The sequence below is a fragment of the Peribacillus sp. TH16 genome, from assembly GCF_016651095.1.
Classification (GTDB): Bacteria; Bacillota; Bacilli; order Bacillales; family DSM-1321; genus Peribacillus; species Peribacillus butanolivorans.
The window spans coordinates 768,349-791,426 of the sequence record NZ_JAEKEM010000009.1; the positions used below are offsets into that span (position 1 = coordinate 768,349).

Annotated in this window: 19 protein-coding genes and 1 pseudogene; 6 read left to right on the forward strand and 14 right to left on the reverse strand. The window is 37.5% G+C overall.

What is annotated here, in order from left to right:
* Positions 1-62: 62 nt before the first annotated feature.
* A complete protein-coding gene (locus tag JFV29_RS17675; RefSeq protein WP_201185549.1) occupies positions 63-1,673 on the forward strand; it encodes a glycoside hydrolase family 10 protein in 1,611 nt (536 codons plus the stop codon).
* 209 nt (positions 1,674-1,882) lie between these two features.
* The gene (gene anmK / locus JFV29_RS17680; RefSeq protein WP_201185551.1) at positions 1,883-3,040 is read left to right on the forward strand and encodes an anhydro-N-acetylmuramic acid kinase AnmK; all 1,158 of its coding nucleotides are present in this window, start codon (positions 1,883-1,885) and stop codon (positions 3,038-3,040) included.
* A gap of 412 nt (positions 3,041-3,452) precedes the next feature.
* Here the strand turns inward: anmK and JFV29_RS17685 are convergent, their stop codons facing one another.
* A complete protein-coding gene (locus JFV29_RS17685) occupies positions 3,453-3,917 on the reverse strand; it encodes a hypothetical protein (protein WP_201185553.1) in 465 nt (154 codons plus the stop codon).
* Between the two features lie 691 nt (positions 3,918-4,608).
* Between JFV29_RS17685 and JFV29_RS17690 the strand changes: the two genes are divergently transcribed.
* Complete coding sequence (locus JFV29_RS17690; protein WP_201185555.1) at positions 4,609-4,812, forward strand: hypothetical protein; 204 nt, start codon at positions 4,609-4,611, stop codon at positions 4,810-4,812.
* Positions 4,813-5,008: 196 nt separating this feature from the next.
* Here JFV29_RS17690 and JFV29_RS17695 read toward each other — a convergent pair whose 3' ends face one another.
* Positions 5,009-5,392 (reverse strand): DinB family protein, encoded by a 384-nt coding sequence (locus tag JFV29_RS17695; RefSeq protein WP_242486914.1) that lies wholly within the window; start codon positions 5,390-5,392, stop codon positions 5,009-5,011.
* 607 nt (positions 5,393-5,999) lie between these two features.
* Here JFV29_RS17695 and JFV29_RS17700 point away from each other — a divergent pair.
* Positions 6,000-7,358, forward strand: a complete 1,359-nt coding sequence (locus tag JFV29_RS17700; RefSeq protein ID WP_201185558.1) for an IS1182 family transposase — start codon at positions 6,000-6,002, stop codon at positions 7,356-7,358.
* A 167-nt stretch (positions 7,359-7,525) separates the two neighbouring features.
* Here the strand turns inward: JFV29_RS17700 and JFV29_RS17705 are convergent, their stop codons facing one another.
* Positions 7,526-7,984, reverse strand: coding sequence for a hypothetical protein (locus JFV29_RS17705; RefSeq protein WP_056524882.1), 459 nt, complete (start codon positions 7,982-7,984; stop codon positions 7,526-7,528).
* A complete protein-coding gene (locus JFV29_RS17710; RefSeq protein ID WP_242486915.1) occupies positions 7,974-8,354 on the reverse strand; it encodes a hypothetical protein in 381 nt (126 codons plus the stop codon). Before JFV29_RS17710 ends, JFV29_RS17705 begins: the two co-directional genes overlap by 11 nt.
* Before the next feature lie 307 nt (positions 8,355-8,661).
* Between JFV29_RS17710 and JFV29_RS31750 the strand changes: the two are divergent.
* Positions 8,662-8,793: pseudogene (locus JFV29_RS31750) on the forward strand (cytochrome P450); the annotation flags it as partial.
* Between the two features lie 253 nt (positions 8,794-9,046).
* Here the strand turns inward: JFV29_RS31750 and JFV29_RS17715 are convergent.
* Together JFV29_RS17715 and JFV29_RS17720 are read right to left on the reverse strand one after the other, a co-directional pair.
* Complete coding sequence (locus JFV29_RS17715; RefSeq protein WP_201185560.1) at positions 9,047-11,254, reverse strand: YhgE/Pip domain-containing protein; 2,208 nt, start codon at positions 11,252-11,254, stop codon at positions 9,047-9,049.
* A gap of 29 nt (positions 11,255-11,283) precedes the next feature.
* Positions 11,284-11,901, reverse strand: coding sequence for a TetR/AcrR family transcriptional regulator (locus JFV29_RS17720; protein WP_116820647.1), 618 nt, complete (start codon positions 11,899-11,901; stop codon positions 11,284-11,286).
* 325 nt (positions 11,902-12,226) lie between these two features.
* Here JFV29_RS17720 and JFV29_RS17725 point away from each other — a divergent pair, with 325 nt between their 5' ends.
* The gene (locus JFV29_RS17725) at positions 12,227-12,673 is read left to right on the forward strand and encodes a DUF5392 family protein (RefSeq protein ID WP_201185561.1); all 447 of its coding nucleotides are present in this window, start codon (positions 12,227-12,229) and stop codon (positions 12,671-12,673) included.
* 298 nt (positions 12,674-12,971) lie between these two features.
* Here JFV29_RS17725 and JFV29_RS17730 read toward each other — a convergent pair whose 3' ends face one another.
* The 8 genes from JFV29_RS17730 to JFV29_RS17765 form a co-directional block, all read right to left on the reverse strand.
* Positions 12,972-14,003, reverse strand: a complete 1,032-nt coding sequence (locus JFV29_RS17730) for an aromatic ring-hydroxylating oxygenase subunit alpha (RefSeq protein WP_201185562.1) — start codon at positions 14,001-14,003, stop codon at positions 12,972-12,974.
* Positions 14,004-14,076: 73 nt separating this feature from the next.
* Positions 14,077-15,519: an aldehyde dehydrogenase family protein gene (locus tag JFV29_RS17735; protein WP_201185563.1), complete on the reverse strand. Its 1,443-nt coding sequence runs from the start codon at positions 15,517-15,519 to the stop codon at positions 14,077-14,079.
* A gap of 143 nt (positions 15,520-15,662) precedes the next feature.
* A complete protein-coding gene (locus tag JFV29_RS17740) occupies positions 15,663-17,090 on the reverse strand; it encodes an amino acid permease (RefSeq protein ID WP_201185564.1) in 1,428 nt (475 codons plus the stop codon).
* Between the two features lie 96 nt (positions 17,091-17,186).
* A complete protein-coding gene (locus JFV29_RS17745; protein ID WP_201185565.1) occupies positions 17,187-18,362 on the reverse strand; it encodes a Glu/Leu/Phe/Val family dehydrogenase in 1,176 nt (391 codons plus the stop codon).
* 81 nt (positions 18,363-18,443) lie between these two features.
* Complete coding sequence (locus tag JFV29_RS17750) at positions 18,444-20,108, reverse strand: thiamine pyrophosphate-dependent enzyme (RefSeq protein WP_201185566.1); 1,665 nt, start codon at positions 20,106-20,108, stop codon at positions 18,444-18,446.
* A gap of 79 nt (positions 20,109-20,187) precedes the next feature.
* Positions 20,188-21,684 carry a sodium:solute symporter family protein gene (locus tag JFV29_RS17755; protein WP_201185567.1) on the reverse strand — a complete coding sequence of 499 codons (1,497 nt, stop codon included), beginning with the start codon at positions 21,682-21,684 and terminating at the stop codon, positions 20,188-20,190.
* Positions 21,684-21,878 (reverse strand): DUF3311 domain-containing protein, encoded by a 195-nt coding sequence (locus tag JFV29_RS17760; RefSeq protein WP_201185568.1) that lies wholly within the window; start codon positions 21,876-21,878, stop codon positions 21,684-21,686. Before JFV29_RS17760 ends, JFV29_RS17755 begins: the two co-directional genes overlap by 1 nt.
* An 87-nt stretch (positions 21,879-21,965) precedes the next feature.
* Positions 21,966-22,940 carry a hydroxyacid dehydrogenase gene (locus JFV29_RS17765; protein ID WP_201185570.1) on the reverse strand — a complete coding sequence of 325 codons (975 nt, stop codon included), beginning with the start codon at positions 22,938-22,940 and terminating at the stop codon, positions 21,966-21,968.
* Between the last annotated feature and the right edge of the window lie 138 nt (positions 22,941-23,078).

A 23,078-nucleotide genomic window follows, 5' to 3' on the forward strand; every position in this document is an offset into this window, starting at 1 on the left:
TTTGTTACCGCTTACAAATGATCATATATAAATAAATATTAAGAAATGAGGTTGTACTATTGATGAATGAAAGAATTTCAAAGAGAAAATTAGGTTCATTGGCAATAGCTGCTTTTGTGGGGGGATCGCTTCTCCTGCCATCTAATTTGATTGTAAGTGCAGAATCCGAGTCTATCCCTCAACAAACGGCTTATATAAAACAGGAACTGCGCGCAACTTGGATTGCAAGTGTGTTAAACATTGACTGGCCCTCAAAGCCCGGTTTATCAGTTTCAACTCAGAAAGAAGAATTTATAAAATATTTGGATGAACAAAAAGCAATGGGTATGAACGCTGTCGTTATGCAAATCAAACCCACTGCTGATGCTTTTTATCCTTCTGAATATGGTCTTTGGTCACAATATTTAACAGGAGTTCAGGGGAAAAATCCAGGATACAATCCTCTTTCATTCATGATTGAAGAAGCCCACAAACGAAATATGGAATTTCACGCCTGGTTCAACCCGTATCGTATTACTATGCCTTTAGGAAAAACGGCTGAACTCTCAGACCTTGATAAACTACCAGAATCTCATCCTGCTAGAGAGCACCCAGATTGGGTCATACCATATGGACAACAATTGTACTTTAACCCGGGTATTCCTGAGGTACAGCAATTTGTGATTGACGGTATTATGGAAGTTGTTGAGAATTATGATATAGATGCAGTTCACATGGACGATTATTTCTACCCTTATAAAATTGAGGGTGTCCCTTTCCCTGATCAAGCTTCATACAAAAAATATGGTGCAAGTAAATTTACAAATGTAGAAGATTGGCGGAGGGATAATGTAAACAATCTTGTTAAGCATATTAATGAAGAAATCAAAGCAGAAAAATCATATGTGAAGTTTGGTATTAGTCCATTTGGAGTTTGGCGTAACAAAGCAGTAGATCCCACTGGATCTGACACTGCTGCTGGACAAACAAATTACGATGATTTATATGCGGATACAAGAACATGGATTAATAATGGATACATTGATTATATTGCCCCACAATTATATTGGAATATTGGATTGCCAGTAGCTGACTATGCAAAGCTACTTAATTGGTGGACAAAAGAAGTCAAAGGTAAAAATGTTCAGCTCTATATTGGACAAGCTGATTATAAAATAAATACAGAGTCTAACGGTGTACAAAACTGGTTTAATCCAGAAGAAATGCCAAACCAGTTAAAATTAAATCGAACATATAAAGAATTTGATGGAAGCATGCATTTCAGTGCAAAAGATTTACGTAAAAATCCCCTTGGAGTAGCAGATCGTTTAAGCAACGACATTTATAAATATCCCGCATTAGTTCCACCAATGCCTTGGATAGATAATAATGCTCCAAAGGCTCCAAATGTTAGCAGGTCAAAACAAACAGGTGCTGGAATCCAATTTGAAATTCAAGATCACAAGCATTCAGATGCATCATATTATGCAATTTATCGTTTTGATGGGAAGAAAAAAGGAAACATAGAAGATTCAACGAACTTACTGGCTACAGTTCATAAAGAAAAGAAAAGTCAATTATTTATTGATCACACTGTACAAAAAGGAAAGACTTACACATATGTTGTGACTGCCTTAGACCGTACTCACAATGAAAGCAAACAAACAAAACAGATTAAAATAAGAATAAAATAATCATCAAAATATATTTTAAGTGTGAAATAAATGAAAAAAATCTTGTAAGCGTTTTAGAATAAGTATAAATCCTTGAGGACATTACAAAAGACGAAATTTATACATTTAAAACCATGCTAGAAGGGGCCTCAACTTTAGTATAATTTTATTCTTGAAAATTATTGATTAACTAGGATTTTAATAGACAATTAAAAGTAGGTGGAATGACAATGTACATAGTAGGATTAATGTCTGGAACATCATTAGATGGAATTGATGCAGCACTTGTTCGTGTGAATAATACTGGACTAAAAACTGAAATAGAAATGATTGAGTTCATAACATATCCTTTTCCAAAAGATATTGAAAAAGAAATTATGCAGTCTTTGTCTGTAGAAACATCAAATGTGCAGTTAATTTGTAGTTTGAATTTTAAGCTAGGAAAATTATTTTCAGATGCAACAAAGGAAGTTTGCGAGAAAGCTGGACTCCCTATTGAACAGTTGGATCTTATAGGATCCCACGGACAAACTATTTACCATCAGCCTTTGCAAGAACAAAACTGGGTACCTTCAACTTTACAAATTGGGGAACCTGCAGTAATTGCCCACGATACAAACACAATTGTAATATCTAATTTTCGTACGATGGACATGGCTGCAGGAGGACAAGGAGCTCCTCTCGTTCCTTTTACTGAATATATTCTTTATAGAAGTGAAACGAAGGGAAGATTGCTTCAAAATATAGGAGGCATTGGAAATGTAACTGTTTTACCCAAGCAAGCTTCTCTGAATGACATGTATGCTTTTGATACAGGACCTGGAAATATGATTATTGATGAAGTATGCCGCCAACTTTTTAATTTAAGATATGATGAAGGTGGTAAAATCGCTAAACAAGGACTAATTAATGAAGAGCTTTTATCATATTGTTTCAGCCACCCATATATTATGAGCCCTCCACCAAAATCAACAGGTAGAGAATTGTTTGGTAGGCAATATGTAGTAAAGCTATTAAAAATGTTTGAATCACTTCCCAGCCAAGATATTTTAGCAACTGTAACGATGTTTACAGCAAAGTCTATTGTGGAGAACTATCGCGCTTACATCTTTCCAATAACCAAAATAGAAGAAGTAATTATTGGTGGTGGTGGCAGCTACAATAAAACGTTATTGGAAATGATCCAGTCATTACTTGGAAATTCTATTCAAGTCTTGACTCAAGAAGAATTGGGATACTCTTCTGAAGCAAAAGAAGCTGTGGCATTTGCTCTCCTTGCAAATGAGACTTTTCATGGTAACCCTAGTAACGTTCCTAAGGCTACCGGTGCTAAAAATGATGTCATTCTTGGAAACATAACCTTCCCTCCTTCTAAATCATTGAATTAAGAAGAAAGCATCCTATAAAAAATGTAAAATAGTTAGATGTGATGTTTCATATTCCCCTTCGATGATATATCTTAGGGGAATTTTCATTATGATTTCCATAAGTAAACATAGAAAAAAACCGTTTTATTATGATACTTTTTGCAAAGGTCAAAGAATGGACGGAACTATGAATACACCAGATGATGATCTTATGATTCCCGCTAAGATAATGGAGAAAAAGAAAGTAATGATTAAAATAATCCAGTCCTCACCTACAATCTTTAAAACTCATTATCCGGATACCGAACTTCTATTGAGAACAAGATCATCCTTCTTATTCATATACTACGTATATTTATTCCTTCAATAAAAAAAGGACTTACTTCCAAATAGCAAATAAATTCTCCTTTGGAAATAAGCCTGATATTAGAAATTACCTATTCACGTCTTCCATAAAGGACTGCAAATCTGCTTTTGTTGCTTTAGAGAACTGTTTGATTTTTTCTACGTTTTTAACCGGGTTTCCAGATTCACCAATTAAAGGATAAAGGTTTTTCTCAATTCTCTCATACCAATCGGGGTACTGATCTTCTACTTGCTTTTCAATCGTATCCCAGCTAGAACTAATTTCTTTGCCAATTTCCTGAATTTTAGCTGAGTCAGCCCTCGCATTTACTTCTTGATCCAAGGTACTTATCGATTTAAGTACAGTATTGACTCCATTTTTAATAGCCTTGTTTGTCCCATTATTTTCTTTCATATTAGTAACTGGATTTGCTTCCTCTAATTGTTGTTTCGGCGTACTCCCAGTTTCTTCCGGTTCGACTGTATTATTGCATCCAGCCAAAAAGAGCGTTCCGAAAATGAATCCAACTACATATAAACGAAAAATTTTCAATGTTTTTCCTCCCTTATACTGTAAAATAACAGGTACCTCCCACAACGGTATACAAAATGAACCCTTCATTCAATCCATTTTGATTTACGCGGGCCAATAGCAACCTCTCCATCAGTTGGTATTTCCATCTTCCCCATTTTATAAACACCTCTTCATTAGGGAGGTAATATCTTTATGAAAAATTCAATTCTTTAAAAAAAGTTTTAACAAACGCCTTATTGAGCTTTATTGCCCGTTTGATGAATATTTGGTATGAACTTATAATCTTTCATCCTGCCGTGTATTTTTTTGTAAAAGGTCGCGGATTTCCTTTGAATATTGATCGGATGCTGGTACCTCTTCCACGTTCACTTATTTTTTTACAAAATAGAATTCGCCATCTTCATAAACAGGAAAATCACATAGAATTCCTCCTTAGTTTTGAGTTAGATTATACTCATACCTTACTAAGGAGCCCTATTTTTTTCAAAGTCGAAAAATAACGATCTATAGGAATGCTAACCTGCCAAATTAGCACAATAAGAAAAAGCTGCCACATATACAGCTCCGATTGTTAATGAATCTTTTCTCATTGATTCAGGAACTAGTTCGTGAAAGAAGATGAAATATAATCCATCTAATAAAGTATTGGATTTTATTTTGGAACAATTGTTCATACTAATATAAAATACCTGTTAAAAAAGGAGAATATATGCCAAATCAAGAAAATAATAGCCTTAATCCAGTCCCACATAAAAATCAAGTTAATCGATTAAATAAAGAGATTGATACATACGACATACTTAAACAAGCAATGGAAGTGGATACAGATGTCAATGAAGACCCAAATCGGGAAAGATTATTGGATGAATCAGTCGATTCTTTTCTAGAATCGAAAGAAGAATGGGAATATTAGAGCAGGAAATGTCGTCACACATGTCCTTTTAGGAGCACCTAATGCTTTTATATTCAATTATCCTTCCATTAATTGAATAAGAAAAAACGATACTTTAATTATCACGCCCTTTAATACAACAAATTATTGCGTAAAAAGCCCTCTTGCACGTACAAAGAGGGTTAACTATATAGGTTGAATTATTAAGAATCGTTCTTTAATTGAAAACCTGATTTTTCAAATGGTGTTCCATATGTTCAAGATAGTCTTGAATAAGCCACTCGAGAGTCTTCATTTGATTATTACCAATATCACATTGATACGCTAATTTTTCATAAGGCGTCTTAGCAATAATTTTTATTATTTTTTTATTTAAGCCACACCATAGATTTATTATTTCTTCAATTGATATATCTTGATAATCCTGTATATCCACCCACTGATCTTGATTATATGGGGTAAGGGCAAATGGTTGTTCTTCATATTGAATTTTGATAAATCTTTCAAGATTATTAATAGCAGAATCACATAAATGGCCCAAAATCTCTTTTTTTGACCATTTATCTGGCATAGGTCTTTGTGACACCTCTAATTCAGACATCCCACTGAACTCATTCGGGACCTTAATTATCCAATTATTTATTTTATCAACTACGCTCTGCATACTCTTCTCCTCTCATTGTTTAAAGTATTTCTTCATTTTATCAAGCCTCTTTAATAAAAAGAATAAACATTTAAATCATTCAGAATATATGCATTACCTTCTTCAAGTATCCTGACCCATTAGATCCCCTAGATAAAGGGTGCTGCAGCAACCTCCCTTTTCGCATTCAAGTGGAAATACCTAATATTGATTCCAATTATTTACCTGGATATTATTATAGTGGAATATAAAAAACGACTATCTTTATAAAATAGTCGTTTCAGACTGTAGACAAACTCGATGAAAATCGAGTTTGTCTACAGTTTTTTGAGGGGTTGTAAAAATTCGACGTTGATTTCCACTCCAGGCACTCGCTTTCCGCGGGCGGTCAGGGAGCCTCCTCGGCGCCTTTGCGCCTGTGGGGTCTCCCTTGGACACGCATTTTCCCGCAGGAGTCTCGCACCTTCCGTTCCAATCAACTTTGTTTTAACAATTAGATATAGCCACTTTTGCCTACAGTCCTTTTTGTTTTAATATAGAAGTATTAAAACTTGAGGTGATGACGATGCTTTCGAAACATAATTCTATTCAGCGAGATCAACTTGAAATGATTACTTTGGATCAACTGGTGCCAGCGAACCATTTGGTTCGTAAAATTGAGGGAGCCATTGACTTCACTTTCATTTATGACTTGGTGAAAGATATGTATTCAGAGATAGGGCGCCCAAGTATTGATCCAGTTATTTTAGTTAAATTGACATTCATTCAATATACCTTCGGTATTCGTTCGATGCGTAAAACGATTGAAGAAGTTGAAACGAATATGGCTTACCGTTGGTTTTTAGGTTACGGTTTCCATGATAAAGTACCTCACTTCTCAACGTTCGGGAAAAATTATGAGCGTCGCTTTAAAGATACAGACCTGTTTGAACGGATTTTTTATCGTATCTTAATGACAGCTTCAGAAAGAAAGTTAATAAGTGCCGAGCACGTATTCGTTGATTCAACACATGTGAAAGCCAGTGCGAATAAGCGAAAATTCGAAAAGAAAATCGTTCGTAAGGAAACACGAGCATATCAAGGACGCCTTCAAGAAGAAATAAATCAAGATCGTGAAAACAATGGAAAGAAGCCTTTTCCACCGGATAAATTTGATAAAGAAGAAACCAAAGAAATTAAAGAAAGTACAACTGACCCTGAGAGTGGCTACTATGTAAAAGATGAACGAACAAAACAGTTTGCCTATTCATTTCATGCGGCTGCGGACCGCAACGGTTTTGTGCTGGGGACGATTGTAACACCGGGAAATACGCATGATAGTCATATCTTAGAGCCTCTTGTTGAACAAGTGATTGAGAAAGTTGGAAAACCTGAAGCTGTTGCCGCAGATGCAGCTTACAAAACACCAGCCATTACAAGCTACCTTTTTGGGAAAGAAATCACACCAGCTTTACCCTATACACGTCCACGAACAAAAGAAGGGTTCTTTCGCAAGCATGACTATGTTTACGATGAACATTTTGATTGTTATCTCTGCCCATCGGGCGAGATTTTAAAGTACTCAACAACAAATAAAGAGGGCTATCGCGAGTACAAATCACCCAAACACACTTGTGCGACATGCTCATTTTTATCACAGTGTACAGTAAGCAAAGACCATCAAAAAGTGGTGACACGCCATATCCGGCAAAATTATATGGAAGAAGCAGATCATCTGCGTCATCACAAGGATGTAAAACCTATATATGCGAAACGTAAAGAAACAATAGAGCGTGTATTCGCAGATGCAAAAGAAAAGCATGGTATGCGTTGGACTACTTTAAGGGGACTTAAAAAATTGTCGATGCAGGCGATGCTTACTTTCGCTGCCATGAATTTAAAGAAGATAGCCAATTGGACATGGCAAGGTCCAAGAATGGCTTAATAAAGTGGGCTCGTAGAGGCCCAATCTCTTAATCTTGAGCAAAATTCAAAGGGAATTTCAAAAGGGGTCCGGAATTAAAACATTCCGAACCCCTTTTGTCTACAAACTGAAACGACTATCTTTATAAAATAGTCGTTTTTTATGAAAATATTGCATTTAAAATTTGTTCATTTAAAAATGGTAGAGATAATTTTTTCTGTCGTCATCTCACTATCTACCACATATGTTCCAGGACGTAATCCGTTGGCCTTACCTTTCTTTTCAACTTCATCAGAAAAATCCTTTGCATTCTTAATGACTTTTGCTCGTTGAAGGGTTTTACCAACGTCAATACTTGTCGAACCTTTAGACACTTTTAGAACTGTACGGTATACGACCTTTTCTGTTGTTTCTGTTTTCGCTTTATCTTTAATGGATTTCGTTTCAGCAATCTGATCTTCCCACTCTTTTTCTGAATGTATGACATATCCTTCAGAAGATAGCAAATCTTTCATATCATCTTCTGACAACTTCTCTGAAGTCTGTGTTCCGGTCGCTTCACTGGGACCAAAGAAGTATACTGCACCGCACAAACCCGCCGCAACAATAAGACCTCCTGCAAAGCTGCGCATTGATTTAGATGTCATTGGCAACGTTACTCCTTTCATTATTTGTTTTTATGTAAGGAGTAAGCAAGCGTTCTATCTCATTTTCTGACTGTTGTGTTTTCAATGCGATGCTTTCAAATGAATACCCGCGCTTATGTAAGTCGAGAACCTCACGTAACAAGAGCCGCTGTTCAGAAGAACCTGCAAAAATGCCTGTCTCTTGTGCTGTAATTTCAGCATCTATCTCGATTTTTCGTATTTTTTCTTGTAGTTGATTTACTTCATCTCCAAAAGTACTAGCAAACTGTTCTAATTGTTTATCCACTTTTATTGAATCCGTTTTAATAAACGACAAAATGAACAGTAAAACTGCTACACCAAACAAAATGACTAACGCCCATTCCATCATTCTATGTCCCTCCTTAATCTTTGAATCTAATTTCTCGCTTTCTAATTATATATTGATTCGTACGAAAACTCGATTTAAATGAATAAAATACCACAATAGTCTCGTAGTTTATACAGAAAAATACATAATTAGCCTATTTCCAAGTTTATCAACAACCAACACACTCATATCTATCATACCATATAAGGACAATGTTACCATAAAAAAAAGACTTGATGCCTATCAGAATAATAGGATGAAGATTTTTTATCATGTTAGTTTTTAGCCCACTCTAATATGAGGTAAACTCTGACAAAAAGAACAAATTGTATTAGCTCTACTTGCAACAGCTAATCAAGATGAAAACGTATTTGAACGAGCTCATTAATTTGATATTCACCGTAATCTAAATCCTCATATTGTTTTTGGACACGGTAATCATTTCTGTATCGTTGCGCCTTTTAAGCTAACATTGCCTTAACGGAATTGGTGAAAAAGTTTACTTCACTCACGGTTCCCGGAGCCATTTACTGATGCAATCGAGAAAAGTGAGGTAAAGCTTTGGAGCTATATATAAAAAGAAAATTTACTAATTAATCGAGATTAGAGGGCACGAATCTCATTTATGTACTAGATTTAAATATGGATTTTATTCTTCTACTGCAAGCAAAAAAGAACGATTCCTTTAAAAGGAATCGTTCTTTTGTTTGTGTTTAATTTTCAGTAGTTTCGCTTACTCCTGAATAGCTTTTCTTATGCTTCACGACAAAGTAAAGCAGTGTCAATATCATAAAACCAATTGTAAAGCCAAGTAAAACATAGACGTTTTGCCACATTAAACCAAAGTTACCACTTGATATTACTTCTTTAAATCCTCTTACTGAGAAAGTCATCGGTAACCAATTATTGAATATTTGTAATGGTTCTGGTATCAATTCAAGTGGGAATGTTCCAGCACTTGTCGTTAACTGCAAGATCAAGATAACTATCGCGATGAAACGACCTGGATCTCCCATTGTTGTTACAAGCAACTGAATCAATGTAATGAATACCAAACTCGTTATAATCGAGAATATTACGAATAACGGTACACTTTTCACTTCCATATCAAGCAGTACTAAAGTTAATCCTGAGGCAATAATTGCTTGGATAATACCTACTGAAGCAATAATGCCAAATTTACTTAAGAACCAAGTGAACCCGTTTTTCGGAATTCCAATCGGATCTCTTAATGGAAAGACAATTGAAAGTAATAGGGCACCAACGAACAAACCTAATGATAGGAAGTAAGGGGCAAAACCAGTTCCGTAATTTGGAACTTTATTGATACTCTCTTTTTCAACCTTAACAGGTTCTGCAACCATGTTATACGTTTCTTCACCAGCATTAATATCTGCAGAATCTTTTGCAGCTTTATTAATTTTATCCTTAAACTCTGTCGACCCTTCTGCCAACTTACTTGTTCCACTTACAATTTTACTAGATCCATCAGCTAATTGACTAGATCCTTCAGCTAATGCTGCCGATCCTGCTGTAAGTTGATTGACTCCATCTGCAAGTGTCGTTGAACCTGCAGCGAGGTTTTGGCTACCAGTTTTTGCTTCTGATAATTTCTCACCGAAAGTTACTAGTCCTACTCTTAATTGAGATTGACCTTCTTTTAATTGAGCTGCCCCTGTTGCTAATTGAACTGCTCCTTCATTTAATTGAGAAACACCTGTTTGAAGAGCTTTTTGCCCATTATTCAGTGTGGCAATATTTTCAGAAAGACTAGCTGAACCTGCTTCAATTTGACCTGCAGAACTTGCAAGCTCTTTATTCCCAGCTTCAAGCTTTGTTGCACCTTCTGACAGTTGTGCAAATGCTTGCTTCAAAGCTGCTTGCTGTTCTTCAGGTAATGCTCCCATATACGGTTCTAATTGCGATTGAAGGGTAGAAACTCCTTCTTTCAATCCTGATGCCCCATTAGCTGCGCTATTTGCACCTGTTTCAAGCTTTTGTAAGTAACCAGTAAGCTGCTTACTTCCATCATGGATTTTTTCAGTACCCGAAACAACCTCATTCATCTTCGCTTCAACTGTACCAATGCCAGAATGAGCTTTTTCTATACCTGCTTGAAGGCTTCCTGCCCCATCTTCTGCCTTTTTCGCTCCGTCAATCAATTGATTTTGAGCGTTAGATAACTGCCCTAAACCATCAGCAAGTGATTGTGCTCCTTTTTGTAACTCAACGGTACCGTCCTGAACTTTCTTAGTTCCACCTGTAAATTCAACTTGTTTCTCAGCTAATGATGTTAATTTTTCTTCTAAAGTTTTTACACCATTATCAACGTCCAGGATTCCATCTTTCAGTTTCCCAGCTGCTTCATCCGTTGACTGAAACCCTTCGCCCATTTCTGTTATGATGTCAAACATCGTTTCTGCATATGTCTCAGTTACTTTTTCTGCTAGAGCCATTTGGATTTTTTGAACAGCTGTTTCTCCTATTTGAGCTGATAAGAAGTTAAAGCTTTCATTTGGAACATACTTTAATTCAAGTTTTTGCGGCTTATCATCCATTAACGTCGTCGCGTTTTTCGAAAAATTCTCTGGAACTTCTACTAGTAAGTAATATTTTTGATCCTCTAAGTTTTTGTAGCCCGTTTTACGATCAACAAACTGAAAATTAAAATCCTTACTTTTCTTCAGTTTTTCTACAAATTCATCACCGAGTTTTAATTCTTCTCCCTCTAACTTAGCACCAGTGTCGTTATTTACAATGGCAACTGGTAAATCTTCTAGGCGATCATATGGATCCCAAAAAGCCCATAAAAACATACCACTATACAAGATAGGAATAAATAGAATTGCGATAATTGGGATAAGCAGTTTTTTATTTTTAAACAGGCCAAGTAACTCCTGTTTTATTAAACTAGATTTCAAAGAATTTCCCCCTAAGAATAATTGACCGATTAATTCATTTGGTCATTTTTTTGTAAATAATAAGGACTATCAGGAGTGACAGCCAATCCGTTAAACAAATATAACTGAAATAGTTCTGCTATTTCTTCTTTTTCAAGTGGTTTATGATTTCTTTCCCAATCGAATATAAGTGCTAAATAAATCTTCAACATGATAAAAGCTGTTATTTCAGGATTACATGGAGAAATATCTTTCTTTTCGATAGCTATTTTAATTTTCCCCTTAATATAGGAAATGATTTCTATTTCTAATTCATTTAACATTTGTAAAACTGCTGGCGTTCCCATTTCTTTTTCTTCCTGAAATAGCTTCAGTGATAATTGATGCTCCTTTCTGAATTCTAAGATTCGATATAGTGCACTATGCAGGTTTTCATAAAAGGTTAAGTTTGGTTTAATTGACTGCTCAGCCTCATATTTCATTTCTTCAATCATTCGTAACACAATTTCTTTAAACAATTGCTCTTTATTGGCATAAAAAGTATAGATGGTCCCCTTGCCGACATTTGCTATTTTCGCTACTTGTTCCATAGTTGTAGCTTTATAACCAAAGAGTGAAAAAGACTTTGTCGCAGCCTCTAATATTAACTTTTTCCTGTCAATTGACATATATCACCTCGAACTGACCGTTTGAACAAATCGGTCATTAAGTTATTTTATGATATTAACAAATTTTTTTTATAATAACAAGACTTCTTTTTTAAAGTTTAGGAACATCATATCTTTCTATCATCTCTTTTTGCTTTATTACCCATATTGATTACTTACTATTAAAGTATAATAAATGACAAATAAGGATCTAAGCGATAAGATATAGACAATTAGGTTCCTTTTCCTGATTTCTTAAATAGGTTGGTGTAAAGATAAAGACCATGAAATTAAACAAAAGGTAACCAATACAAATATGCATAGTATGCATATTAAGGAGGACACCATGATTATTAAGATAAATAATATACCGCGTTTCATGCAGGCCGAAATCGAAAAACTTCAATCAAAACTGTCTCCATTATTGAAGAAAAATATGAAATACGGTTTTTTTTCAACCGTGATGATAGGGTTTTCCATCATAAATCTATTTTTTCTTCTATTTAAAAATGACTCATATCCAATCTCTAAAATTGCCCTTGCAATATATGCATTAGTGGGTGCTATAGGATTTGCCCTTTTAAAGGAAAACAAACACAACCAAAAAGAAATAGTGAAAATGAGCCAAAAATATATGCTGGAGAGAATGAAAGAAAGCAACTATTTAACCGATGCCAGGAAAAGTAATTACTATAAAAAGGTAAATGAGCAGCCGCTATCTGCAATGAATGTCTTTTTGGAGTTTCTCGCAGAAGAGGAACAAAGGAAGAACCAACCCTTCCAAAATGAATAAATATAAAATGGAAGTTCGCAAATTTTTATAACTTTATCGGTCGTTGAAATAAGTCAACAAACGATTAGCGCTTTTAAAAAATATAAGGTTAAAAAAACAACTCAACCAGTATGCTCCGGTAGACTACCGATTCATACTGGTTGTTTGCTTAGGCTTTTAAACTGTCTACTTAACGAGGTAAGACCACTTTACGATAGATCTATTCCAAAAAAGGTTGAATAAAATTTCTTGGCATTCACAAATTCTTTGTATTCTCGTTTCTTTTTAATGCTGTGTATTTCTATTAGCAGAAAAGTAATTAGTCATGGAGGGCCTTATCAATTAGTTCATGAAAATAGACTGCTGCATGTTCTGTTGGAGAAAAGATACCATTTGTAAACGCCTGGGAATTTAATCCTTTTTGCAATTTTTCCACCAGTTCAAAATCTTCCTGCCGTACTTGATCAACAAATTTAAAATAGTCTTCTTTTTCTATTGTTGTTTTTTCATTGAGGGAGTAATCACGATAAATACCTAGCGACGTCTCTGCATCAACAGGAATTACTTGAATGGTATTCACATTCCCGTCTCCTGGATATACGTTAATCATCATATTGGGCCAAATCCAATAAAAACGTGCTTGGTCACCTTCAGCATTCTTACTTGCTGACATATATTGATAGGTAAATTTATCGTGTGTCGTTGTGCAAAAGTTCGATATATCAAAAGATTTTGCAAAGCCAGGATGAGCAATGGAACAATGATCACATTCAAGGTAGTTGTCAACAACAGCTTTCCAATTAGCTTTAACTACTCGACGAGTTTCCCTAACTAGTTTTAGAGAATCAAAGAAGGGATACTCTTTCATTTCCTCTAAAAATTCCTGATATGCTTCTGCCAGAGAAGGAGCATTTTTGTCTAGATTGACAAAAATCATAGCATTCTGAACTTCTAAGCGAATGGATTTCATACAGCTGTGTGCTCCCAGTTCATTCGTTTTAAAATTAGGAGCTCTATTAACATTTCCATCTAATTTAAATGTCCATCCATGGTATCCACATTGTAAAACTTTTTTATTTCCTTTATCAGATTGTTCTACTTTCATTCCGCGATGCGGACAAATATTGTAAAAAGCACGCAGTTCACCATCAGTACCGTGAGAAACGATAATAGGCTCCCCAGCGACATCTAATGTCAAGAAATCGCCTACTTTTTCAACTTGGCTGGCATGCCCCACCAATATCCAACTTTTTCTAAATATCTTATTTCTTTCTTCATTAAATACCTCTGGATCGACATACCGTGAATAAGGTAGTGTTGGGCTAAACTGTACATTTTCTTTCGTACTCATATTGAAAATCCCTCCTGATAATCATCTAATTTTAAAGTTCAAAAAACAGCTTAGTACAATTTTTATTTTCTAGTTATACCCGATCCATATATACTGTCTTGATTTCAGTATAAAATTCAACAGCACTCTTCCCTTGTTCACGGCTGCCTGCACTTGAATTTTTACATCCGCCAAATGGCATTTGCGGTTCGGTTCCTGCTGTTTCCGAATTGACATGGACAAGACCCACTTCGACATCTTCAATAAACCGTTGAGCCGCCGTTAAATTATTCGTGCAAATTGCTGCGCTCAATCCATACTCTGTATCATTCGCCATCTTAACTGCTTCCTCATAATTTCCGGCCTTAAAAAGGGCGATGACTGGTCCAAAGATTTCTTCACGTGCAATGCGGGCATGTTGAGGAACATTTTCAAAGATAGCCGGTTGGACATAAAAACCGTTCGCCAATTCCTCTTCAGTCGGAATCTCTCCTCCACACAAAAGCGTTGCTTCTGATTTCCCAGCATCAATCATTTCAAGCACGCCATCGCGTTGTGATCTAGATACAGCGGGACCGATATATGTTTCTTCGTTAAGCGGGTCGCCCACTTTTAATTCTTTCGTACGCGCGACAAGACGTTCACGGAACGCTTCGTAAATTCCTTCTTCGACAATCACCCTGCTAGTGGCTGTGCATTTTTGCCCTGTGGATTTAAAAGCTCCGCCTACAGCGATTTCCACTGCTTTTTCAAGATCAGCATCTGCGAGAACGACGAGCGGGTTTTTCCCTCCCATTTCCACTTGCACTTTCTTCCCATGTTCAATGGCTTGTTTTTGAATTTGCTGACCTACTTGATTCGAACCTGTAAAAGATATAGCCTTTACATCCGGATGTTCCACTAATTCAGCACCAATGACAGAACCCCTTCCGAATACACAATTAATGACACCAGCCGGAAGACCCGCTTCATCTAATGCTTTTATCACATGATAGACCGACTTAGGTGTAAGATCAGCCGGTTTAATCACGACTGTATTTCCATAAATAAGGGCTGGCGCCAATTTCCACACAGGGATAGCAATTGGAAAGTTCCATGGTGTAATCAACCCCACCGGACCGAGCGGAGTACGAGTAGTGTACAAAAATGTATTTGCATTCGCTGAAGGAATTACTTCTCCAAGTGGCTGCCGAGCTTCAGCAGCATAATATTCAAGTATGCTAGCAGCACGATTGGCTTCCCCCATCCCTTCCAAGAATGTTTTCCCTTCTTCCTTTATCAAATCCTGACCTACTTCCTGCACATTCATTTTCAAAATATCAGCTGCTTTCTGCAAATATGAAGCCCGTTGCTGAAACGAAAGTTTTTTCCAAGCAGGAAATGAATTTTTTGCGGCTGCCACTGCATCATGTAAATCAGCCGCAGCACTAGATGGAAATTCCCCTAAATTTTCTCCATTATGGGGACTAAGATTTTCCCTATACTCCCCTGTAGTTGGTTCTTTCCATTTTCCATTAATATAATTTAAGTAACGCATATGATTTCCTCCCGTATTCTATTTTTCTACTTCTAGATGATAGATTTGCTTATTACTGGAAACTTCTAAAATAGATTCTTCCACCATTCGTGTATACTCGAATGGTTGCACGTTTTCATTTGTCGGCATATTAAGAATAATTTCTATTGAACGAAATCATTAGGCTGTTCATTTGTAAAGGTAGGCACATCTACCTTCCTTCTCGTATACCTAAAATAGTAAAATATATAGCAAGCAGCGACGAAACCTAATCCCCAATACAACGAAGTGCGCTGTGTCGAATCATAAGCGGTGAACACGAAAATACCTAGACACATAAGGATGCAGAGAATCGGGGCAAACGGGAAGAAAGGTACTCTATACTTCAGATCTTCAACCTTTCCTCCTTCTCTGATATACTGCTTACGGAATCTGTACTGTGCGAACGCAATCGCCATCCAAGTAAGTACACCTCCAACCCCGCTTATAGAAAGTAACACCACAAATAGCGTTTCTTCTGCTACTACACTTGTAAGTAACGACAGCAAGGCAAAGACCAAGGTGACGAGTAAGGCATTAATAGGTACACCGCGCCGATTTAGCTTTCCAAATGAAGGATGCGCCATTCCGTTTTGAGAAAGGGAGAAAAGGACCCTTGTACAAGCAAACAGACCCGTGTTCCCTACAGAGAGGACCGCCGTCAAAATTACGAAATTCATAATGTCAGCGGCATAAGGAATACCTACCATTTCAAACACGGTAACAAATGGGCTTTCCAGCACCCCAACTTCTTGCCACGGAACGATAGCCGACAAGATAAAGATTGCTAGAACATAGAAAAGCAGCACACGTATTACGATGTTTCGAATCGCTCTCGGAATACTTTGTTGGGGGTTTTCCGTCTCGCCTGCTGCAACCCCCATGATTTCTGATCCCTGAAATGCGTATACGACCGTCATCATCGATATAAACACACCCGTGAATCCTGTAGGAAATAGTCCATCACCCATAAAATTAGAAAAAAACGGAGCAGGTTGTGCATCCATACGAATCAATCCAAACATCGCTGCCGCACCGATAATTATGAACAGAATAACAGCAAGTACTTTAATCCCTGAGAACCAATACTCAGTCTCAGCAAAACTTCTCGTTGTTAAGGCATTTATAGTGAACAAAAGTACGGTAAATATCATACACCATACCCATACTGGTATATCAGGAAACCATCTAGTCATAAGCAAACCAGCCGCTACAAATTCTAAGCCTACGTAAAGAGCCCAACTCAGCCAGTAAATCCATCCAATGACAAATCCAGTAGCGGGTCCAATAAATTTCGTTGCATGGACCTGAAAGGAACCGGACACCGGCATCACTACCGATAATTCACCGAGACAAATCATCGCCAAGTACATTAATAAACCACCGAACAAATAGGCAATAATCGCTCCTGCGGGTCCGGCTTCACCGATCGCATAACCTGATCCCAGGAAAAGACCTGTTCCAATAACCCCACCTAAGGAGAGCATAAATAAATGTCTGCTCTTCATCGAACGCTGTAATTCTTTTGGCTGATTTTCATGTCCTGTTTGCATTAATTCCCCCCCGTTTCTAATCGATAAACTGCTCTATACACTTTTATGATTAACACAAGATAACGAGAGTTCCCATTATTCTGAAATTAAACCACATTATTGTGCAGGTAACGCTTCGGAGGGTTCTGCATATTCTAGCAAGTCGCTGATTGTCGGTTTAAATATTTCATAAGCTACTTCTCTTTGATATTTATTTTGGTTTTTTGCTTCTGTAAACAACTGATACGTATTTTTCCTACAAAGTTTTTCAATATCATCAACTACAGCTTGCGGATTTGGTTTAACTAGTCCGAAAATAACCACTTCATAAAATCTTATCGCCCCCAGGTTGGCAACGAAATCATTGACAACATCAATTCCTCTTTGTTTTATGATTTCGTCTCCCTCAGAAGAAAGGGGAATGTTTGCCGCTTCCACAATTAAGCTTGCTTTTACACTTTTAGCATTAGATTTGTGGATGACATCCTCTAGTGCGCACGGAATTAAAATATCGCAATCTATATCGAGCCATTCCGTGTTTGACCTTACATTATAATGCGGTTCAAAAAAGTCTTTATCCATTTCTCCGTACAAATTCTTATGATCAATAAGCTTTTGGACATCTAATCCTTCTTCACACGTTACTAAAAGGGTTGCATCAGAAATTCCAACAACTTTATAACCTAACTGGGACATTTTCAATGCGCAGCTTGCTCCTACACAGCCGAATCCCTGAATGACAACTCTCGCTCCATCTTTTCCGCTTTTAAATTTCCAGGCCTCATCAGCCGAAAATGCTACACCATAGCCTGTTACGACATCGTTTAAATACAACCCGTCAATTTTTGTTTTCAACAATTCTTCAAAGTCCTTTATCCCTTGTAGAACATTCGGATTCTGCTTCATTGATTTCGTAAGAGGGATATCAATACCAAATTCATTAAATATTTTGAGGACATCTTCATATTTGGTACCTAAATCACTGCCTAAAGATACCCCGATGTCTATATAAGGCATCATCGCAATTAGAAATCTTCTTAATACTGCATACGCGTCTGGCGCTTTATAGTCATAGGCAATGCCTGCTTTACATCCGCCAGTCGTCTCAGATTCACCGGCTACATACTTATAAGCCATCGCCTCAGCTAACCTTTGGACCTCTTCTTTTGTGACCGTTGGATGCATTCTTGTACCGCCGCCTGCGTAGCCTTTGACAAAGTTATGCACGACCAGCCAACCTTTTGCATCTGTTTCCGTATCATTCCATTCCACAACTAAATATGGTTTGAACATCTGTGAAACCTCCCCAAAATCTTTTATTATTCCTACTAACTTCTAATGCAAAAACAATGCCACAGCATATATGCCCCGCAACTATTTGTTGGACAATAGCTTTTGGTGCACTTCCTTCTTGTCTTGGCCAACAGATAGAATCTTTGGATTGACTGCAACTTCAATTACAGCCGGAAGCCCTGAAGCAATCGCCCTTTGCAGTGCTGGCGCAAAATCACTATTTTTTTCAACCTTTTCACCATGCGCTCCAAATAAGCGGGCCAATTCGGCAAAATTAGGATTGGACAAGTCAGTTCCAACGACCCGATTTGGAAAATGCCTTTCTTGATGTACACGGATTGTTCCGTAAATATTGTTGTTCACCACAATTGATATGGTCGGAATTTTATATCGTACAGCCGTTTCAATCTCTTGGAGAGTCATCATAAAGCCGCCATCTCCTGAAAAAGAAACAACATGTTTGTGAGGCTGTGCCAGCTTTGCCCCAATTGCCGCAGGCAGTCCATATCCCATGGCTCCCGACGTTGGCCCCACGTATGTGTTTTCATGTTCAAAACGATAATATCTGGATAGCCATCCAAAAAAGTTGCCGGCATCATTTGTAATAATGGCATCTTTCGGAAGACAGACAGTAATGTCATGCATTAATCCGTCCATATCCACGAAATTTTCTGTGTAGTCGGCCTTTGGTTCAGAAAATTCCATATATTTATCGTGCAATTCTTTCATATTATCTTCGCTTGAAATAGAAGAATTTGATCCTGACGCTTGCAGCGCTTGTTCTAAGAAACTCTTGACATCTGATTCTATGGCTAGAGAAGGAGCATACACTTTACCAAAAATATCGGGACAAATATCCACATGGATCAGTTTTGTATTTTCAGAAAGCAAGGTGTAATCTTGTGTTCCTACTTGAGAGAATCGCGTCCCTATCGCCAAAACTACATCTGCATCTCGAATTGCATCAAGTAAATATTGAGGTGTCCCAAACCCAAGCCATCCTGCATAGCAAGGGTGTGAGTTCGGAAACGCGTCGAATCGACGGAAAGCGGTAACAACAGGAAGTTTCATCGCCTCGACAAACTGTACAAGCAGCCTGTTAGACTTACCATGAATCACACCGCCACCGGCAATCAATACGGGGCGCTCCGCGTTTTGTATCGTCTCTATCACCTGCTTCACCACTTCCATATGTGGCTGAGGAGGAAGCGAGCGATAAGAAGGATAGATGTTCAACTCTGCCTCATCTTCTAACATGTCATGCGGCAAAGCCACTAATACAGGGCCAGGACGTCCCGATCTCGCCATATGAAACGCCCGTTGCAATAATTCTGGGATTCTTTCCACACGATCAATCTCTACCGTCCATTTACATAAATGACTGAAAAAACCCGTCAAATTTACTTCCTGAAATGCTTCCTTTTCTTTAAAAGGGCGTTCAACTTGGCCAATAAGCGCAACCATTGGGGTTGAATCTTGAGCAGCAGTATGAATACCGATAGCTAAGTTTGTAGCACCCACTCCACGCGTTGCCATACAAACTCCTACCTCACCTGATGCCTTCGCATACCCTTCCGCCATAAAAGAGGCACCTCCTTCATGCCTGGCGGAAATAAGTTCTATTTCAGGATGTTGATATAATGCATCCATTACACTAAGATAACTTTCACCTGGTACACAAAAAGCTTTTTTTACCCCTTCTTTAGCCATTACTTCTACGACTGCCCTACCTCCACTGACTATCATAAATAAGCCTCCCGCTTTCAAGAACGTGTTTTCGTTCTAGTAATTTATGTTTAAATTAATCTTGAACTCATTTTTAATATTATTTTACAAGTTTTCCTATACCGGAAACTTGTTTATTATCTTCTTCCATCTCAATTGAAGTTTTTCTTGTAATAGCACTTACTCCTAAAGTCACTGCAATGTTGATAAATAGTACAGCTAACCCCACATCAAGATCCTGTATTGCTTGTGGTAGAGATGGAAATAATGTGGCAAGTGTCGTACCTGAAGTAGTCGAGTATATGACAATTAGAATTCCAACGATCATTCCGAAAAAAGCTCCTTGAACGGTAACAGGATTTTTTTTCCACAGACTGAAAAATAGTGCTGGGAACAACTGTGCCATAAAGCTATATGCCATAAGATACAAAGTAAAAATCGACTCCCCGCCATTGAACGTAAAGTATAGTGTCACTAAAGCAATCACAGGTACTAACATCCTACTCAATCTCCGAAGTTGGTCATCTGATGTATTCGGTTTCCACACCTTATATACATTTTTTGAAAGTATCGTGGCCGTAGCCGTCAACACGAGTGAACTAGGTATAAGGGCGGCCATCGCCCCTGATGCTCCAATAACTCCAACAAACCAGGGATCAAATGACATCTTCGCCATTTTAAATAAAGCTAAGTCTGCTTCTGCTCCTTGTAAATTCGGAACTTGAAGAATCGCAGAAAAACCAATAAAAAGCGAAAAAATGATGATTACTTGATAAATTGGCATAACTCCAGCATTCCAACGAAGTGATTTTGGACTTTTTGCAGAAAACACTCCCGCTAACATATGAGGAAACATATAGAATGCCAGTGCTGTCATAATCGTAGCTGAAATAAACCAAGAGATACTCAATCCTTGTTCAGGGAATATCAATAATCCTTGTTTTGCTGTATCGATTGCTTCAAACATCGGCTGCAAACCACCGTAATAATGAAGTGGAAAATAAATCCCCATAAAGACGACAACTGCCAAAATCATGATATCTTTAATAACCGCCGTCCACGCTACTCCATGCATCCCTGAAGCAGTTACATAAATTGTGATCGCAATTACACTTACAACTATGGCCACATTAGGAGAGATGGACCCATAGGAGGCTTCCGATACGATAATTCCTAACCCTTTTAATTGCATGATCAGATAAGGAATAATTGAAATAACGCTAATTACCGCCACAAGCACACCTAAAGCCGGACTATTGTACTTTTTGTCATAAAAATCAGATTGAGATATGACATTGTTTTTTTTGGCATATTTCCAAATTGGCGGCAACAGCCAATAGGCGATTACGAAATAGAAGCAATTGAAAGCGTATAAGGCAGGAGGCATACCAGATCTATAAGCGCCGCCGCTTGCCCCCAAAAACGTATATGTCGTAAACATTTCACCGGCAATCAAAAAGAAGAGTAAAAAACTGCCGAAACCTCGTCCACCTATAGCCCATTGTTCCAAACTCATATTTTTACCTTTTCGTGCTTGTAGCCCTAACCAAATACACAGAACTAGAAAGAAAAGGATAACAAGAAGGGCTGCATTCATTACTCTTCTTCCTCCTTGGTTGAAGGATCAAGTTTATTAGCAATTATCAAAAACAATGATGTAAGACAAACCCATAATATGGCCCAAAAAAGAACAAATGGCATTCCTAAAACATAAGGTTCAATTCGGTTGATAACAACAAGCGAGCCAAGTGCCGGTACCACACTTATCACAAAGATTATTTTTTTCTTCATTTATTCACCATCCTTATCAACAAATACGCCAACTCGACCTTTTAATATCTTACTATTCTAAAAAAACAAATAATTAAACTTGTATTATTACATTGACAACCCTTTAGTTAAGGGCTCATTTACAGCCCATTTAGGATTCACACCATTCAGAACTTGATCCACTTGCATTGCTGCATGTACAGCCATGCGTATCGAACCTTCCTTGGTCAATGCTGCATTATGAGGACTGACAATCACATTATCCAATTTAAAAAGAGGATTCCATTTATCAGGAGGCTCAACTTCAAATACGTCTATTCCAGCACCGGCAATTTCGCCCGCTTGCAAAGCATTTACTAAATCACTTTCCTTCACTACACCTCCCCTGGAAGCGTTTACAAAATAGGATGAAGGTTTCATCCAGGAAAACTCACGGCTTCCTATTATACCTTTTGTTGTGTTCGTTAACGGCAGATGCAGACTGATAACATCAGAGTTTCTGAATACCCATTCTAAATCTGTTGCTATCTCTAACTCCAAGTTCGTGCTAGCTGTAACATATGGGTCGTAGCCAATTACTTTCATATCGAAGCCTTTAGAAGCCTTTTTTGCCAGAATTCTACCGATTCTCCCTAGTCCAATAATCCCCAAAGTCTTGCCTTCCAAGTCCATGCCAAAAAGTTGATTACGGATAGCAAAATTCCCATTGCGTAGCTCTTTATCCGCCAAGCTTAAGTTTTTGGACAAAGATAAAATTAATGCCATTACATGTTCAGCTACAGCATTCGCATTTGCCTCTGGCGTATTTGTTACATAAATGCCACGCTCAGTAGCGGCCTCGATATCAATATTGTCCAAGCCCACTCCATACTTAGCAATTACTTTGAGATTTTCAGCTGCTTGAATAACTTCTTTATTTATAACAGCCGTTGATCTCGTTAATACTGCATCACAATCCTTGATTTCTTCCATAAGAATTTCTTGCGCCAGATCAGACCCTACTTTAATCTTATAGCCTTTCTCTACTAAATAACTTTTCCCCTCTTTCTCAATATCTTGAGGAATATACACTAAATGACTCATATGCCCACACCCTTTCATGTTAACCTGGAAAGAAGTATCTTTCCTACTCCATTGTATATATACAATAATCGTGCCAACATAAAAAACATCAGTTTATCCAAGAAAGAAGCCAATTAGTTCTCTAATTAATAAATAAAT

What these genes read in the sequence shown, in the direction of transcription:
- JFV29_RS17730 (WP_201185562.1), bottom strand. Translation starts at nt 14,003, where the DNA reads ATGAGTACGAAAGAAAATGTACAGTTTAGCCCAACACTACCTTATTCA.
- JFV29_RS17675 (WP_201185549.1), top strand. Translation starts at nt 63, where the DNA reads ATGAATGAAAGAATTTCAAAGAGAAAATTAGGTTCATTGGCAATAGCT.
- JFV29_RS17765 (WP_201185570.1), bottom strand. Translation starts at nt 22,940, where the DNA reads ATGAGTCATTTAGTGTATATTCCTCAAGATATTGAGAAAGAGGGGAAA.
- JFV29_RS17755 (WP_201185567.1), bottom strand. Translation starts at nt 21,684, where the DNA reads ATGAATGCAGCCCTTCTTGTTATCCTTTTCTTTCTAGTTCTGTGTATT.
- JFV29_RS17735 (WP_201185563.1), bottom strand. Translation starts at nt 15,519, where the DNA reads ATGCGTTACTTAAATTATATTAATGGAAAATGGAAAGAACCAACTACA.
- JFV29_RS17760 (WP_201185568.1), bottom strand. Translation starts at nt 21,878, where the DNA reads ATGAAGAAAAAAATAATCTTTGTGATAAGTGTGGTACCGGCACTTGGC.
- JFV29_RS17725 (WP_201185561.1), top strand. Translation starts at nt 12,227, where the DNA reads ATGATTATTAAGATAAATAATATACCGCGTTTCATGCAGGCCGAAATC.
- JFV29_RS17705 (WP_056524882.1), bottom strand. Translation starts at nt 7,984, where the DNA reads ATGACATCTAAATCAATGCGCAGCTTTGCAGGAGGTCTTATTGTTGCG.
- JFV29_RS17750 (WP_201185566.1), bottom strand. Translation starts at nt 20,108, where the DNA reads ATGATAGTCAGTGGAGGTAGGGCAGTCGTAGAAGTAATGGCTAAAGAA.
- anmK (WP_201185551.1), top strand. Translation starts at nt 1,883, where the DNA reads ATGTACATAGTAGGATTAATGTCTGGAACATCATTAGATGGAATTGAT.
- JFV29_RS17745 (WP_201185565.1), bottom strand. Translation starts at nt 18,362, where the DNA reads ATGTTCAAACCATATTTAGTTGTGGAATGGAATGATACGGAAACAGAT.
- JFV29_RS17700 (WP_201185558.1), top strand. Translation starts at nt 6,000, where the DNA reads ATGCTTTCGAAACATAATTCTATTCAGCGAGATCAACTTGAAATGATT.
- JFV29_RS17710 (WP_242486915.1), bottom strand. Translation starts at nt 8,354, where the DNA reads ATGATGGAATGGGCGTTAGTCATTTTGTTTGGTGTAGCAGTTTTACTG.
- JFV29_RS17690 (WP_201185555.1), top strand. Translation starts at nt 4,609, where the DNA reads ATGCCAAATCAAGAAAATAATAGCCTTAATCCAGTCCCACATAAAAAT.
- JFV29_RS17720 (WP_116820647.1), bottom strand. Translation starts at nt 11,901, where the DNA reads ATGTCAATTGACAGGAAAAAGTTAATATTAGAGGCTGCGACAAAGTCT.
- JFV29_RS17695 (WP_242486914.1), bottom strand. Translation starts at nt 5,392, where the DNA reads ATGTCTGAATTAGAGGTGTCACAAAGACCTATGCCAGATAAATGGTCA.
- JFV29_RS17740 (WP_201185564.1), bottom strand. Translation starts at nt 17,090, where the DNA reads ATGCAAACAGGACATGAAAATCAGCCAAAAGAATTACAGCGTTCGATG.